Origin of the sequence: Janibacter limosus NBRC 16128 (assembly GCF_001570985.1) — a bacterium.
Lineage (GTDB): Bacteria > Actinomycetota > Actinomycetes > Actinomycetales > Dermatophilaceae > Janibacter > Janibacter limosus.
Window position 1 is genome coordinate 162,715 of the sequence record NZ_BCSS01000001.1, and the last position, 15,346, is coordinate 178,060.

General features: G+C 71.4%; 14 protein-coding genes. 1 reads left to right on the forward strand and 13 read right to left on the reverse strand.

The window, feature by feature from the left end:
- Positions 1–48: 48 nt before the first annotated feature.
- Complete coding sequence (locus JLI01S_RS00725; protein ID WP_084349085.1) at positions 49–1,557, forward strand: hypothetical protein; 1,509 nt, start codon at positions 49–51, stop codon at positions 1,555–1,557.
- A gap of 15 nt (positions 1,558–1,572) precedes the next feature.
- On the opposite strand, the gene pyrG is transcribed toward JLI01S_RS00725, so the two are convergent.
- Genes pyrG through JLI01S_RS00790 form a run of 13 tightly spaced genes read right to left on the reverse strand, consistent with a single transcriptional unit; the run spans position 1,573 to position 14,943 of the window.
- Complete coding sequence (pyrG, locus tag JLI01S_RS00730) at positions 1,573–3,294, reverse strand: CTP synthase (RefSeq protein ID WP_068258547.1); 1,722 nt, start codon at positions 3,292–3,294, stop codon at positions 1,573–1,575.
- A gap of 16 nt (positions 3,295–3,310) precedes the next feature.
- Positions 3,311–4,342, reverse strand: a complete 1,032-nt coding sequence (locus JLI01S_RS00735; protein ID WP_068258548.1) for a glycosyltransferase family 4 protein — start codon at positions 4,340–4,342, stop codon at positions 3,311–3,313.
- Positions 4,343–4,349: 7 nt separating this feature from the next.
- A complete protein-coding gene (gene murJ / locus JLI01S_RS00740; RefSeq protein ID WP_169797264.1) occupies positions 4,350–5,957 on the reverse strand; it encodes a murein biosynthesis integral membrane protein MurJ in 1,608 nt (535 codons plus the stop codon).
- Positions 5,954–6,805, reverse strand: coding sequence for a hypothetical protein (locus JLI01S_RS00745; RefSeq protein ID WP_084349079.1), 852 nt, complete (start codon positions 6,803–6,805; stop codon positions 5,954–5,956). The genes murJ and JLI01S_RS00745 overlap by 4 nt, the downstream gene beginning before the upstream one ends.
- A 5-nt stretch (positions 6,806–6,810) precedes the next feature.
- Complete coding sequence (locus tag JLI01S_RS00750; protein WP_068258560.1) at positions 6,811–7,788, reverse strand: copper transporter; 978 nt, start codon at positions 7,786–7,788, stop codon at positions 6,811–6,813.
- Positions 7,785–8,969 (reverse strand): putative cytokinetic ring protein SteA, encoded by a 1,185-nt coding sequence (gene steA, locus JLI01S_RS00755; protein WP_068258562.1) that lies wholly within the window; start codon positions 8,967–8,969, stop codon positions 7,785–7,787. Before steA ends, JLI01S_RS00750 begins: the two co-directional genes overlap by 4 nt.
- Before the next feature lie 31 nt (positions 8,970–9,000).
- On the reverse strand, positions 9,001–10,734 hold the full coding sequence (gene recN / locus JLI01S_RS00760) for a DNA repair protein RecN (RefSeq protein WP_068258564.1): 1,734 nt from the start codon (positions 10,732–10,734) through the stop codon (positions 9,001–9,003).
- 1 nt (position 10,735) lies between these two features.
- Positions 10,736–11,650, reverse strand: coding sequence for an NAD kinase (locus tag JLI01S_RS00765; RefSeq protein WP_068258565.1), 915 nt, complete (start codon positions 11,648–11,650; stop codon positions 10,736–10,738).
- Positions 11,647–12,453 (reverse strand): TlyA family RNA methyltransferase, encoded by an 807-nt coding sequence (locus tag JLI01S_RS00770; RefSeq protein ID WP_068258566.1) that lies wholly within the window; start codon positions 12,451–12,453, stop codon positions 11,647–11,649. Before JLI01S_RS00770 ends, JLI01S_RS00765 begins: the two co-directional genes overlap by 4 nt.
- 4 nt (positions 12,454–12,457) lie before the next feature.
- Complete coding sequence (locus JLI01S_RS00775; RefSeq protein ID WP_068258567.1) at positions 12,458–12,664, reverse strand: hypothetical protein; 207 nt, start codon at positions 12,662–12,664, stop codon at positions 12,458–12,460.
- 52 nt (positions 12,665–12,716) lie between these two features.
- Complete coding sequence (locus JLI01S_RS00780; RefSeq protein ID WP_068258571.1) at positions 12,717–13,226, reverse strand: hypothetical protein; 510 nt, start codon at positions 13,224–13,226, stop codon at positions 12,717–12,719.
- Positions 13,227–13,255: 29 nt separating this feature from the next.
- Positions 13,256–14,239, reverse strand: a complete 984-nt coding sequence (locus JLI01S_RS00785; RefSeq protein WP_068258572.1) for an HAD-IIA family hydrolase — start codon at positions 14,237–14,239, stop codon at positions 13,256–13,258.
- Entirely contained in the window at positions 14,236–14,943 is a 708-nt protein-coding gene (locus tag JLI01S_RS00790; RefSeq protein WP_068258574.1) for a tetratricopeptide repeat protein, read from the reverse strand. Before JLI01S_RS00790 ends, JLI01S_RS00785 begins: the two co-directional genes overlap by 4 nt.
- Positions 14,944–15,346 lie beyond the last annotated feature (403 nt).

Below are 15,346 nucleotides of genomic sequence, written 5' to 3' on the forward strand. Positions count from 1 at the left end.
GCATGGTCCTGACGGGCGGGGGGCCGAGGGAGACCTATGGTCGGCAGCATGGCACGTGCAGGGGTTTCAGGAGTTGCTGGTGGCACGCCCGGACGTCGTGCCGTCCTCGTCGGAGGTGCGGCCGTCCTCGGTGTGGCGGCAGGCGCAACCTGGCTGACGACCCAGACCGGGAGCAGCGGCCCCGGTGGCGTCCGGGTCGCCCCGCCGACCGGGCCGGTCATCGCGGCCGGCGACCCTGCGGCCAGCGCGCTCGCTGTCTCTCGCGAGCTCTTCGTCTCGGCCCCTGCCGCCGTCGTCGTGACGCCGACCCTCGAGGGCGACGAGCTCGATGCAGCGGGTGCCCTCGCGACACAGGCAGGCGTGCCCTGCCTCGTCGACGGCGACGGGTTGGCCCAGGAGCTCGACCGACTCGGGTGCGAGCGTCTGATCCGTCGGGGCCCGGGCAGCGAGGAGCCGGGGTGGAGCGAGGCGGTCACCGACCGTGACGAGGTGGATGACCTCCCGGCGTCCACCGTCGCGCCGCACCCTGTCATCGTGGCGACCTCCGACCCGGCCGCCCATGCTGCAGCTGTCGCGACCGTGCGCTCGGCCCTGGGTGCGGGCGACGCGGTCGACGTCCTGCGAGCAGACGACCCGCGTGCGGACCAGGTCGTCACGGCCGTGCGCGCTGACCCGCCACGACACCTCGTGGTCGTCGGCGACTCCCCCGCCCTGCCGAGCGCGTCATTGGCTGGCGCTGCGCTGATGGCGACGACGGCGTCGGAGCTGCCGGGCGGCGGAGTCCTGCCCTTCCCCGGGAGACGGATGATCGCCCTGTACGGGCATCCCGGGGTTCCCGGGCTCGGACTGCTGGGTGAGCAGGACGTCGACGCCGCGATCGAGCGTGCCGCAGACCTCGCGCGGGAGTACGACGACCTCGTCGAGGAGAGCGTGGTGCCCGCCTTCGAGATCATCGCGACGGTCGCCGACTCCGGCGCCGGATCAGATGGTGACTACTCCAGCGAGTCGGACCCGGAGACCTTGCGTGCCTGGGTCGACGCGGCCGGCAAGGCGGGCGTCTACGTCGTCCTCGACCTCCAGCCCGGACGATCCGACTTCCTCTCACAGGCCAAGCGCTACACGAGCCTGCTCACCGAGCCCCACGTGGGTCTCGCGCTCGATCCCGAGTGGCGCATCGGGCCGGACGAGAGGCCGCTGCAGCGCATCGGGCACGTCGAGGCCGACGAGGTCAACGAGGTCGCCACCTGGTTGGCGCAGCTGACCCGCGACCACGGACTGCCGCAAAAGGTCTTCACCCTCCACCAGTTCCAGCTGCAGATGCTGCGCGATCGTGACCGGATCCGCACCGACCTTCCGGAGCTGGCCGTCGTGGTGCACGTCGACGGCCACGGCACCCCCGAGATGAAGCAGGAGACCTGGGCCGCGATCCGTCAGGACCTGCCCGAGGAGATGCGACTCGGCTGGAAGAACTTCATCGACGAGGACACCCCGACGCTCACACCTGAGGCGACGGTCCGGGATGTCGCGCCGGTCCCCTGGTTCGTCTCCTACCAGTGACCCCCTCGACGCCCGTCAGGGCGTCGAGTCGGCCTCGGCCGGCGTCGGCTCAGCCTCGGTCGGCTCGACCTCGACCAGTCGCGAGTCCTTCTGCGCCTGCACGGCCGCACCGATGAGCCCGGCGAAGAGCGGGTGGGCCTTGTCGGGGCGGGACTTGAACTCGGGGTGGGCCTGCGTGGACACGTAGAACGGGTGAACCTCGCGGGGCAGCTCCACGAACTCGACGAGACCGAGCTGGGGGTGGGTGCCGCTCACGACGAGCCCGGCCTGCTCCAGCTGGTCCCGGTAGGTGTTGTTGACCTCGTAGCGGTGACGGTGACGCTCGGTGACCTTGATGCTGCCGTACGCCTCTGCGGTGACGGAACCCTCTCGCAGATCAGCGGGGTAGGACCCCAGGCGCATCGTGCCGCCGAGGTCGCCGGCGCCGTCGACGAAGGACTTCTGCTCCTCCATGGTCGCGATGACCGGGGCCGATGACGCCGGGTCGAACTCCGTGGAGCTCGCACCCTCGATGCCGGCGACATTGCGGGCGTACTCGATGACCATGCACTGCAGGCCCAGACAGATGCCCAGGGTCGGCACCTGGCGCTCACGAGCCCAGCGCAGGGCGCCGAGCTTGCCCTCGATGCCGCGGACCCCGAAGCCTCCGGGGACGAGCACCGCGTCGACCCCGCCGAGCGCCTTGGTCGCGCCCGCATCGGTCTCGCAGTCGTCGGACGGGACCCACCGGATGCGGACCTTGGCATCGTTGTGGAAGCCACCGGCGCGCAAGGCCTCGGTGACCGACAGGTAGGCGTCGGGCAGGTCGATGTACTTGCCGACGAGCGCGACCTCGACCTCGTGACGAGGCTGGTGGACCCGCCGCAGCAGGGTGTCCCAGCTGCCCCAGTCGACATCGGTGAAGTTCAGACCGAGACGGCGGATGACAAAGGTGTCGAGGTGCTCGCGGTGCAGCACCTTGGGGATGTCGTAGATGCTCGGGGCGTCGACACAGGCGGCGACGCCGTCCTGCTCGACATCGCAGGACATCGAGATCTTGCGCTTGATGTCATCGCTGATCTCACGGTCCGCGCGCAGCACGAGGGCATCGGGCTGGATGCCCACCTGGCGCAGCGCGGCGACGGAGTGCTGGGTCGGCTTGGTCTTCATCTCGCCACTCGGCGCGATGTAGGGCACGAGCGAGACGTGGAGGAAGAAGCAGTTGTCACGGCCGAGCTCGTGGCGCACCTGACGCGCGGCCTCGAGGAAGGGCAGCGACTCGATGTCACCGACGGTGCCACCGATCTCGGTGATGATGATGTCCGGCGCGTCCGCGTCCTGGATCCCGGGGCTTCCGGCGGCGGGCGCCCGCATCCGCGAGGTGATCTCGTTGGTGATGTGCGGGATGACCTGGACGGTGTCGCCGAGGTACTCGCCCTTGCGCTCGCGAGCGATGACCCGGCTGTAGACCTGGCCGGTCGTCACATTGGCAGAGCCGTTGTGGTTGGTGTCGAGGAAGCGCTCGTAGTGACCGATGTCGAGGTCGGTCTCCGCTCCGTCCTCCGTGACGAAGACCTCACCGTGCTGGAAGGGGTTCATCGTCCCCGGATCCACGTTGAGGTAGGGATCCAGCTTCTGCATCGTGACCGAGAGGCCACGCGCTCGAAGCAGGTGCCCGAGGCTCGAAGCCGTCAGTCCCTTGCCGAGAGAGGAGACAACTCCTCCGGTCACGAAGATGTGTTTCGTCAGTGCCACCACGGGATTCCAATCTACGTCACGTTTGCACGGCTGAGTACCGCAGGGTCCATCGAGTGGCGTTCTCGTCGAGTCCGTCCCAGCCCCGAGCCCGCTCCCGGGCCCGCTCTGCGGCCTCTGCCGCACGTCGCGGATGCTCGAGCGTCGCCGCCACAGCGCGGGCGATCGGCCCCGCTGCCTCCGCCTGGGGACCGTCGACGAGCAGCCCCACGCCGTCCACGAGGTCGGGCAGTCCTCCGACGCGTCGGGCGACGACCGGGGTACCGGCAGCCATCGCCTCCTGGACCACGAGTGCTCTGGCCTCCCACTCGCTGGGGACGACGAGGACGTCCGCCGCAAGGAGCCACGGCCGCACGTCGCGGCTCTCCCCGACGAGGTGCAGCGCTCCCCGCTGCGACAGGTGGTCCTGCCCCGGCCCCACGAGGACCCACTGGCCGCGGGCCTGCTCGGCAGCCGCGGCGAGGACATCGATGCCCTTCTGCGGAGCGACCCGGGCGATCGTGAGCACGACGGGTTGGGCAGGTTCGAGGCCGTGCGCTGTCAGCACGTCGGTCCGCTGGGCACGCCGCCACGCGACCCGGTCCGTGGCGAGCAGGCCGGGCACCCGGGGCGAGGGCACCGGCGCCAGCTCGGCCCGACGTGCCCCGAGGGCCCGTGCATCGTCGACGAGGTCGCTGCTGGCTCCCGTGACGAGGTCCGCACGGCGGATGACCGCGCGTGCAGCCACCTCCCCGGCGAGGCGTCGCGGAGAGGCTCCCCGGCCACGGATGGGGTTGTGCAGGCTGATGACGAGGGCGGGCCCGCCCACCACCGTGGCGGCGACGAGCCCGGCCCGGAAGCCATGCGCGTGGACGACATCAGCACCCCGGGCCAGGTCCTTGACCGCCCCAACGGTGAGCGGGGCCTCCCCCGGCAGGCCGAAGCGCGCCCGCGTGTCGGGGTCGGTCGCCACCTGCACCTCGTGGCCCGCTCGTGACAGCGATGCAGCGAGGTCGGCCACATGGGTGCCGATACCGCCAGCCGCACTGGCCAGGCAGAGCAGGATCCTCATGACCTCATCATCTCGCTCCCGCGGAGCGTCGCAGTCCGGGGACCCGGCCGCGCAGCGCGGGATCGAGGCGCAGTCCGACGAACAGCACGAGCACGGCGAGCACGAGCGCGACGAGGGCACCGACCGCGGTCGCAGGCACCGCCGACTCCGGCCAGTGGCCGCGCCCGAGAGCATGGACCGCAAGCCCCAGAGCCACCCCGGCGGCAGCGAGGAGCCCGACGCCTGGCACTCCGGACAGGGCTCCGCGTCCCCAGTCGGCCCGGACCCGCATCAGCAGACCGAGTGCGCCGATCGTCATGCCGACGGTCGACGCGAGACCGAGGGTGACGAGCGTGCGGCGCGCCCCCGCCTCGTCCCCGAGCGCGAGGAGCGGGATGGCGGCCGCCACCAACCATCCGACGGCCATGTGTGCCCCGGCCAGCAGTGGACGCCCGCGGGCGTAGAGCGCTCGCAGAGCGACGGCGCTCACACCGAAGGCGACCAGCCCGGGGGCCATCGCGATGAGGGCGACCGGCATGGCCTCCAGCGCACGCGCGCCCTCGCCGCCCCGGTCGATCTCGGCGAAGACCGCACCGATGGGTCCGGCCGCGGCCACGAGACCCGTGACGGCCGCGGCACAGAGGACGACGACGGCTCGCAGGGAGGCGGCCAGGGTCGATGCCGCCGCGTCCTGCTCGCGGCCGTCACCGGTGGCGCTGGCGGCGAGCACGGGAAAGACCGCCGTGGCCACCGGCACGGCGAGCACGGCGTAGGGCAGGAGGTAGAGGGCCTGGACGTAGTTCTGCACGACGAGGGCGCCGTCGCCGCCTGAGCGGTTGGCCACGGCGAGCGTGACGAGCACCGTCACCTGCTGCGCGAGGAGCGCCAGGACGCCGGCGCCGGCCAGCGACCGGGCTCGTGCCCCGATCTCCGGTGACAGGCGCCAGCGGGGACGCAGGCGGATCCCCGCCGCCGCAGCCACGACGAGGAGCGGCACCGACATGGCGATGACTCCCAGGGTCGTGCCGCCGCCGAGGAGCAGCCACTCTCGGGTGCCGACCTGCTCAGGCGCGGTGCCGGCAGGCACGGTGAGGGCCCAGATGATGTACGTGGCGATGACGACGAGGCTGGACAGCAGGGGCGCGAGCGCGGCGGCGACGAAGCGGCGGTGGGCCTGCAGCACCCCGGAGACGACGATGCCGACCCCGTAGAGGACCACCTGTGGGCTGAAGAGGATCAGGAGGCGTGTGCCGAGGTCCACGGCGCCGTCGACCTGGGCGTCGAGGTCACCGAGCAGCGCCCGACTGATGAGCGGGGCCGCGAGCGCGACGAGGCAGGCCAGGGGCACGAGCACGGCCAGGGCTCGGGTGAGCAGCGCTGAGGCGACCTCGTCGGGGCCCTCCGCGGCACGGGTGGCGATCCGGCTCGCCACGAGCGGGACGACGACCGCGGCGAGGATCCCCCCGGCTGCGATCTCGTACACGATGTTGGGCACGGTGTTGACGCTCTGGTAGACCGTGCCGACGCCTTGGGCGCCGACGGCCCACGCAAAGACGATCCAGCGCAGGAAGCCGATGATGCGCGCGGCCACGGTGATCGCGGCGACGGTCCCCGCGTCGCGGGCGACGCGACTCACTGGGGCCGACCCCATGCATCGATCTCACGCAGCACGGGAGTGGACTCGATGACGCGGGTGAAGCTCACCCGCTCCGAGACCAGGGTCAGTCCGGTGACGACCCCGGCCGCGACGAGGCGACCGCGCGGGTCCGTACCGCGCACCAAGGCCAGACCCAGGAGGGCCCCGAGGGCGTTGGCCCCGCAGTCGCCGAGCATCGACTCCCCCGCCAGGTCCTCCGGCAGGACACCGGCGGCACCGACGAGCGCCGCGGCGACGGGTCGGGAGCCGGCCGGTACGAGCAGCACGGCCCCCACCGCGGTGGTGACCTTGAGCGCCCGTCCGGGACGCAGGTCCAGGAGGTTGATGAGGTTGGCGCTCCCGGCGATGAGCACGGAGTCCACCACAGCCTGCCGAAGGCGCCGTCCTGAGGTGCGAGGAGCTCCAGCGACGAGCCACGAGGGGGGGCTCCCCTCCCCCTTCGTCGTCGATGCCGACTCCATGAGCGCGGCGACCATCGCCACCGCACCGAGCCCGCCGACCTTGAGCGCACCGGTCGTGATGCGGCCCGAGCGCAGCGCACCCAGGTGACCACGCAGTCCCTTGGTCGTCGAGTCCCCGGCGAGGTCGTCGACGCCGCCGAGGACGCCCGGCGCGAGGGTCACGAGCACCGCGGTGCTGCGAGGGGCTGGCCCGGCGAGCACCCCTGCGAGGGCGGCGCCCACCACGACGGGTCCCTCGAGGAGCGTGACCGGGCGACCGGCGTGGTTGGTGCGGGCCCATGGACGACTCAGGCCGTCCGGCAGGGCCCGGACGAGGGTGGTGAGTCCCCGCGCCGTGGCCAGCGTGATCGTGAGTGCCCTGGCCACGTCACTCACTTCAGGACGGGAACCGGGCCGTCAGCGCTCTGCCCGAGGCCATAGTGGCCGGCATCGCCGTCGAGTTGTTGAACGAGGGCGAGCACGATGGCGGCTCTGCCCATCGGGATCGAGGGGACGTCGACGGTCGAGGCACCCTCGGCAAGGCTTCCGCGGGTCCGGGCCATCGTGAGTGGGGAGGCATCCCCCGTCCCGGCCTCGGCCTCTGCTGCCGCGAGCACCGTGGCCTCCGAGTGGGTCTGCAGGAGGTGCGTCAGGGCCACCCAGAACCCTGCGGTGCGCTCAGCCTCCCGGTCGATGCTGTCGCTCGGGCCGGACGACTCGGAGGGCACCGGTCCCCCGACCACGACCAGCAGGTCCGCGCTGGGCGGCGCCTCCTGCGGCCCCTCGATCAGCCCGGCCTCCCGCAGGTCCGTCCAGGCCTGGGTGCGCTGCGACGCGGACACGCTGCCGCCCTCCGGTGCGCCCTGGCCGGTGAGGATGATCGCGAGGGCCTGGTCCACGCGCTGCGCTCCGTCGGGCACGGCCGGGTCCACCCCGAGCTCCCGCAGCGCCGACTCGCCGGCCCCGCTGCGGGTGCTCGTGGCTGCATCACCGGTACGGGACCACTCGTCGGTCACCTCGACGGTGTCCCCCACGGTGGCACCCGCCTGCTCGAGCGTGTCGCGGATCGACGTCACGTCCTCGCCGTCGGCCTGTGGCAGTGACACCACGGTGACGCGACGGTCCGTGAGCCGACCGCCGACGACCGCGGCCAGGGTCTCCTCGTCGTAGGCGTCACGGCCCTCGATCTGGCGGCGTTGGTCGGTGCCCTCGGCGCGCAGGGCCTCCTTTTCCTGCCGGAGCTTGTTGACCTCGCCCGACAGCGTGCTGCCGATGTTGTCGTTGAGCGGTCCCGCACCGAGCACGATCCCGATCGACAGGGCGATGAGCACCGCTGCGAGGGAGACGAGGTGGTACCTGAAGTCGATCACGTGACGAATCCTTCGACGAGCGCCCAGAGGTCATCCCAGCGGGCACCGAGCAGTTGGAGGGTGGCTTGCCCGGTCGGCGTCGACCAGAGGGCGACAAAGAGGGAGAGCAGGCAGACGACGGCCAGGCCGACGAGCGACCACGACGAGATCCGGGTGCGGTAGAGACGGCTGACGCCCTTGGCGTCGATGAGCTTGCTGCCGACCCGCAGTCGGGTGAGGAAGGTGCTCGACATCCCCGCCCGCCCCTTGTCCAGGAACTCGACGAGCGTGGCGTGGGTGCCGACCGCCACGATGAGCATCGCCCCCTTGTCGTCGGCGAGGAGCATCGCGATGTCCTCGCTGGTGCCCATCGCCGGGAAGACCACCGGGGTGCCCCCCAGCGCTTCGACCCGGGCGACCCCGGGCGCCCGACCGTCGCGGTAGGCGTGCACGACGACCTCTGCCCCACTGGTCAGCACAGCATCGGACACCGAGTCCATGTCGCCCACGATGATGTCCGGCCGGTGCCCGGCCTCGACGAGTGCGTCTGCACCCCCGTCGACACCGATGAGGATCGGCTTGTACTCACGGATGTAGTGGCGAAGGGCGGCCAGGTCCTCCTTGTAGTGGTACCCCCGCACCACGATGAGGACGTGCCGATCGAGCATGTCCGTCGCGATCTCGGGCACGCCGACACCGTCGAAGAGCAGGTCGCGCTCCTGGTTGATGTACTCCATGGTGTTGGCGGCGAAGGCCTCGAGCTGCTGGCTCAGACCGGCCCGCGCAGAGTCCATCGTCTCCTTCAGCGCGTCCAACTCCCACCTCTGGCCGACGAAGGACTCACCGTTGGCGAGGTGCAGCACATCCCCGTCGACGCTCGCCGGGACACCGTCCTTGAGCCGGTCCATGAGCGTGTCGTCGTCGACATCGATGAGCGGGATGTCGGCATCCAGGAGGATCTGTGGACCGACATTGGGGTACCTGCCGCTGATGGAGCGGCCGGCGTTGACCACGGCCGCAGGGCGGCGCGCGACGAGCGCCTCACCGCTCACGCGGTCGATGTCGGTGTGATCGATGACCGCGATGTCGCCCTGCCGCAGACGCTTGGTCAGGTCCTTGGTCCGTCGGTCGACCCTCACGGGACCGCTGAGACCGGGCAGGGCCGGCTCACGGGACGTGTCACGGGTCAGTCGAATGGCCATCCGGTGCATCGTCCCACGAAGCCGTGGACAATCAGCGACGACACTGCTGGAGCAGCTCCTCCGCATGCCGCAGACCGACGCTGGTGTCGTCCCCACCCATCATCCGGGAGAGCTCGGCGAGACGCTCGTCACCGTCGACCTGTCGCACCCCGCTGGAGGTGACCTGGTCACCGTGGGCCTTGTGCACCACGAGGTGTCGGTCCGCGTGTGCGGCCACCTGCGCCAGGTGCGTCACGACGATGACCTGGCTGGTGCGGGCCAACGCGGCCAGACGTGCGCCCACGTCGAGCGCGGCCCTGCCCCCGACGCCGGCGTCGACCTCGTCGAAGACGAAGGTGGGGACCTGGCTGCCCGTCGTGCCAGCCGTGGCGACCTCGATGGCCAGCATGATCCGGCTGAGCTCACCGCCCGAGGCCGCCTTGGCGACCGATCGTGGCGGAGTACCTCGGTTGGCAGCGACCCGCACCTCGACGGAGTCGGCGCCGTCCGCGGTGACTCGCAGCGTCTCTCCGGATCCGGTGATCACCTCGACGGCGCCCTCGTCGGAGCGCGGCTCCACGACGACCTCGACCCGGGCCTTGGGCATGCCCAGATGGGCGAGCTCGTCCTCGACGGCGCTGGACAGGCGGGTCGCGGCGGCCACGCGGGCCCGGGTCAACGCCCCTGCCGCAGCCACCAGGCTCTCTGCCGACTCGCTCACCGTGCGGGTCAGCTCCTCGATCCGATCGTCTGCCCCCTGCAGCCCGAGCAGCCGCTGCCGTGCCTCGTCGCGGTGCCGCAGCACGGCGTCGACGTCCTCGCCGTACCGGCGGGTGAGGTCCCGGACGGCGGCGATCCTGGACTGCGTCGTCGACAGCCGCGCCGGGTCCACCTCGATGTCGGCGGCATAGGCGGACAGGTCGGCCGCCAGCTCCGAGGCGAGGACACCGACCTCTGCCAGCCGTCGCTGCAGGTCGCCCAGCCGGGGATCATGCTCGACCAGGCGGGCCAGTTCCTCGCCCGCCCGGGCGATGCGACCGACGACATCGTCGCCGGCGAAGCTGTCCTGGTCGGAGAGCAGTCGGTGCGCTGTGTCGGTGCCGGTCCGCAGCTCCTCGGCGTGGCCGAGCCGCTCGGCCTCACCGGCCAGCTCGGCGTCCTCACCGGCCACCGGGTCGACCGCGTCGATCTGCTCGAGCTGGTGGGTGAGCAGCTCGATCTCCTGCAGGCGCGTGCGTTCGCTCTCGACGAGCTGGGTCAGCTCCCCCTTCGCCTGCTGCCACTCGCGGAAGGCGGCTGCGACCGCGACCACGGCCGAGCCCACGTCGTCGCCACCGAAGGCGTCGAGCAGCGCGCGATGCTGGGCGGGGCGCTTCAACCGCCACTGGTCAGCCTGCCCATGGACGGCGACGAGCCCCTCGCCCAGCTCGGTGAGGACCCCGATCGGTGCCCGGCGACCGCCCACGTGGGCGCGGCTGCGTCCCGCGGCGGAGACCGTGCGGCTGAGGAGCAGCTCCGGCTCGTCGGCGACACCACCGGCGTCGGCGGCCGTCTGCCGGGCGAGGTGATCCTCGGCCAGCTCCAGCTCGGCCTCGACGAAGGCTTCCTCGCTGCCCGTGCGCACCAGTGCCGCATCGGCTCGCCCACCGAGGACGAGCCCGAGGCCGGTGACGACCATCGTCTTGCCGGCGCCCGTCTCACCCGTGACGACGGTCAGCCCCGGGTGCAGGGAGAGGGTCGCGTCCTCGATGACGCCGAGGTCGCGGATGTGCAGCTCGCGCAGCATGTCAGCTCCCGGCCCGGCTGCGGCCGCGCCAGCCGTGGACGGACAGGTCGAACTTGGCGACCAGCCGGTCGGTGAAGGGCGAGCTGCTCAGTCGGGCGAGACGGACCGGCTGCGCGGAGCGGCTGACCTCGATGCGGGCCCCGGGAGGCAGGTCGACCGCTCGGCGCCCGTCACACCAGAGGACACCATGGCCCTCGGTGCCGGGCACGAGGTCGACAGCCAGGTCCGACGTCGGTGCGACGACGAGCGGCCGGGCAAAGAGCGCGTGCGCGCTGATCGGGACGACCAGCATGGCCTCGACCCCGGGCCAGACGACCGGCCCGCCAGCGGAGAAGGCGTAGGCGGTCGACCCGGTCGGGGTGGCCATGACGACACCGTCGCAGCCCCACGTGGACAGGGGGCGACCATCGATCTCGACGGTCAGGACGAGCATCCGCTCGCGCGAAGCCTTTTCGACGGTGACCTCGTTGAGCGCCCAGCTGCGGGAGATCTCGCGCCCTTGGTGCGTGGCGACGACATCGAGCGCCATCCGCTCCTCGACGTCATAGGCCCGCCCGACGATGTGGTCGACGGTCGCGTCGACATCCTCACGCTCGGCCTCGGCGAGGAACCCGACATGCCCGAGGTTGACGCCCAGCACCGGGACATTGGCGCTCCGCGCCATCTCGGCGCCGCGCAGGATCGTCCCGTCGCCGCCGAGGACGACGACGAGCTCGACGTCACGGGCAGGATCTTCGCCGTCGTGGACGGCAACCGCCGGGTGGCGAGCCAGGATGGTGTCAGCGAGCTCGCCCGCGGGCAGACGGACCTCGATGCCGGCCTCGGCCAGTCGGTCAGCGACGCCCAGGGCGACCTCGAGCGCCTCGGCTCGGCCCGGGTGCGCGAGCAGCAGCACCCGTCGCGGGGTCGAAGTCATCGCTCCTCCTCCTGCGTCAGCTCGTGCGCGATCACCTGTAGAGCCTGCCACGTCAGCCCCTCCCCAGTGCGCCGGGTCAGGTGCACGAGGTACTCGTGGTTGCCCTCTCCCCCGCGCAGGGGGCTGCGGGTCAACCCGTGCACGCCGAAGCCGACCTCAGCGGCTGCGGCGAGGACGTCCTCGATCGCCTCACGACGTGCAGCAGGGTCGGACACCACGCCACGACGTCCGAGTCGGTGCCGACCGACCTCGAACTGCGGCTTGATGAGCAGCACCGCGTCTCCCTGCGCCGTGAGCAGCCCGTGGATCTCGGCCAGCACGAGACGAAGGGAGATGAAGCTCAGGTCTCCCACCGCGAGATCGACCGCGCCCGCGATGTCGTCGGGCGTCAGTCCGCGGATCGTCGTCCCGCTGCGGTCGACCACCCGTGGGTCCGCAGCAATCTCCGGAGCGAGCTGGTCGTGACCGACATCGAGCGCGATGACATGCGCCGCGTCGCGCTCGAGGAGCACCTGGGTGAAGCCGCCCGTGCACGCGCCGATGTCGATGCATCGGCGTCCGGCGACGGGGATGTCGAAGTCAGTCAGTGCGCCGACGAGCTTGCCGGCCGCACGCCCGACCCAGTGGTCCCGGTCGGATCGCACTTCGATCTCGTCGTCTGGTCGCACCCGCAGCGAGATCTTGGTGGCCACGACACCGCCGACGGCGACCTCTCCGGCCTCGACGAGCTCTCGTGCTCGTGTCCGGCTCCGCGCGAGGCCACGCTGGACGAGGGCGACATCCAGTCGCGTCGTCTCGGCCACCGCGTCAGGACCCGAGGTCGGACAAGCGCGAGGTGAGCGTGGTGTGCACCGCGTCCCCGGCGGCCAGCACCGCATCGAGATCTGCCGTGTCCACGCCCGCCAGGTCATCCAGCACGGCGTCGACGACGAGGTCGCCGGTCTGCGGGGTGGTGCCGTGCGCGCCCCCGGGCGCGGACTGTGCGGTGACAGAGTTCTCGGGCGCAGTCGGCACGGCCGTCGCAGTCGGTGGAGGTCCGGGCCTCGGAGCGGACGGGAGCGGCACCTCAGGCATCGGGCAGCACGCTCAGAGTCGGCGCCGGGGCCGACGTGGCGGTCTTCTTCACTGCCTTCTTGGCCGTCTTGGCGGGCGTCGTGGCCGCCTTCCTTGTCGTCTTCTTCGCCGTCTTCTTGGCCGGTGACGTGGTCGCCTTCGTGGCGGTCCTCTTCTTGGCCGAAGCCGGCTTCGCTGGTGCCTTGCGTGCAGGCGCCGCCTTCTTCGTGCTGGTGTTGCGAGGAGTGGTCTTCTTTCGCGGCGTCGTGCGCGTGGTGCTCACCTGCGCCTCGCTCGTCGTGGCGGGCTCGGACCGGCGCGCCCGCAGGGTGGCGCTCAGAGCGTCCAGGTCTGCCTGCTCCTCGTCCGGCCATGCAGACGCATCGGCGTCGCGCTCGTGCATCGGCGGGACCGCAGTCGCGACCAGCAGCGTGTCTGCCAGTCGGACGACGTCGAGGGCCCGGTCCAGGGTCGTCTCGGTCATCTTCAGGCCCAGATGGATCAGTCCGCGTACAGGGTCCACGTCACTCCTCAAGTTGGCTGCAGACCACGCTACCCGCTGGTCAGGAGCTCCCCCGCCTCATCCCCGCGGAGGTGGCCGGCGTCGACCGCCGCCCACAGCGCGTCGAGCGACGCCCGGACTGCATTGATGTCATCGCCCTCGACGACCAACCCATCGGCTGTCAGGCGCGCTCGCGCTGTGCCGCGTGTGTACCAGTCCCCGTCACGCACCGCCGCCGGGTACTCCTCGAGCAGGCCGCGCAGGTCGGTCACGATGAAGTCAGGACGAAGCTCTCGAGGCGCAGCTGCAGCGTCAGCGGGTCCATGGACCCCCGTCAGGACGAGCGCGCCGGACATCCCCGTCACGACGGCGCCGCGGATGTCCGTCTCGAGACGGTCCCCCACCGCGATCATCCGCGACGGTGCGATGCCCAGCACCTCGGCAGCCATCTGGTACATCGGCGGATGCGGCTTGCCGATGACCTCCGCGTCGACATCGACCGCCATGCGGACAGCCGCGACCAGCGAACCATTACCCGGCGCCGGGCCGCGCTCCGTCGGCACGGTGGCATCGTCGTTCGTGGCCACCCACCGCGCTCCGGCGCGGATGGCATGAGCCGCTTCAGCGAGGTCCGCGGCAGTCACGGCATGGCCGAAGCCCTGCACGACCGCCACGGCGAGCTCGCCGTCAGAGTCCACCGGCCGGAGTCCGGCCGCACGCAGCGCCTCCCCCACACCCGGACCTCCGATGGCCAGGACCGGACTACCCGAAGGGAGGTCACGAGCGAGCACCCTCGCTGCGGCCTGCGAGGAGGTGAGCACCGCATCATCGGTGGTGTCGACCCCGAGGCGACGCAGGTGCTCACCGACGTCATGAGGCGTCCGCGATGCGTTGTTCGTTGCGAAGACCACGGGGACGTTCAGGGCGCTGAGCGTCTCCGGTGCATGCGCGATCGCACGATCTCCCGCATAGACGACACCGTCCAGGTCACAAACTAGTCCGGCAAAGCGTCCCGCCAGGCCCCCCGCCGTCACGACTCCTGGGAGCCTGCCCCGTCGTGGCTTCCGGGATCCTGCGGCAGGTCGACCTCTTCCAGACGGATGCCGTCGAGCTCGTCGACCCGCTCGATCGCATCGGTCTCACCGTCCTGATCTGCAACGGCTGCCTTGGCGAACCACGCACGTGCGTCATCGCTCCGGCCGACATCGAGGAGGGCATCGGCATAGGCGTACCAGACACGCGCAGCCCACGGCTTCGTGGCGACCTTGTCCACCTGGCCCTGGAGAGCGAGCACCGCCGCCTGCGGCTGACCCATGTCTCGACGGATCCCCGAACCCACGATGAGCAGCTCGACCTGCTCCTCCTGCCCGAGGTGACGCGCCTCCGGCGACCCCAAGAGCTCCAGCGCGCGGGCCGGACGACCCAGGCCACGCTCGCAGTCAACCATGAGGGGCAGCAGGTGCGAGGACCCGCTGAGACGACGCACGGTGCGGAACTCGGTCAGCGCACGCGCAAAGTCACCCATGCGATAGGCGACGAACCCCAGGGCTTCACGCGCCGCCGGCACCCGGCCTGCTCGGCGGACGGCAGTCTCAGCGTGGGCCAACGCCCCATCGAGGTCCTCGGCCTCGAGCAGTGCCGCAACCATGACCAGGTGCTGGGCCACTCCCTCGGCATTTTCCTTGCTCAGGGTGCGCAACTGCTGGCGCACGCTGCGGTCGATCTCCGCTCCCGTCACCTCGGGGGCGATCGCGGGTTCCGGCTTTCGCCCTTCCTTGGGCACGAGACGAGAGCCACCGCGGTTGTCGTCGTCCTCTCGGTTGGCACCACCACGCTCGGGCCGAGGGCCCGAACGGGATCCATCGCCGCGACCCCCACGATCGTCACGGCGGTCATCGCGGCGATCCCAGCCGCCACGTCCTCCGCGGTCATCGCGACCACCGCCACGCGACGGGCCTCCTGGTCGACCACCGCCACTGGGGCGTCCACCGCCACTGCGCTCGGGGCGCCCACCGGACGCACCTCGGCCACGGTCCGGCCTGCTCGACCTCTCGTCCACGTCCAACAACCTCTCTCGACCTGGTGCCCCTGTCAGGGCAACACTCCCCCTAAGGGGCCATGAATGCAACACAAACACTTCA

What these genes read in the sequence shown, in the direction of transcription:
- JLI01S_RS00725 (WP_084349085.1), top strand. Translation starts at nt 49, where the DNA reads ATGGCACGTGCAGGGGTTTCAGGAGTTGCTGGTGGCACGCCCGGACGT.
- JLI01S_RS00735 (WP_068258548.1), bottom strand. Translation starts at nt 4,342, where the DNA reads ATGAGGATCCTGCTCTGCCTGGCCAGTGCGGCTGGCGGTATCGGCACC.
- steA (WP_068258562.1), bottom strand. Translation starts at nt 8,969, where the DNA reads ATGGCCATTCGACTGACCCGTGACACGTCCCGTGAGCCGGCCCTGCCC.
- recN (WP_068258564.1), bottom strand. Translation starts at nt 10,734, where the DNA reads ATGCTGCGCGAGCTGCACATCCGCGACCTCGGCGTCATCGAGGACGCG.
- JLI01S_RS00765 (WP_068258565.1), bottom strand. Translation starts at nt 11,650, where the DNA reads ATGACTTCGACCCCGCGACGGGTGCTGCTGCTCGCGCACCCGGGCCGA.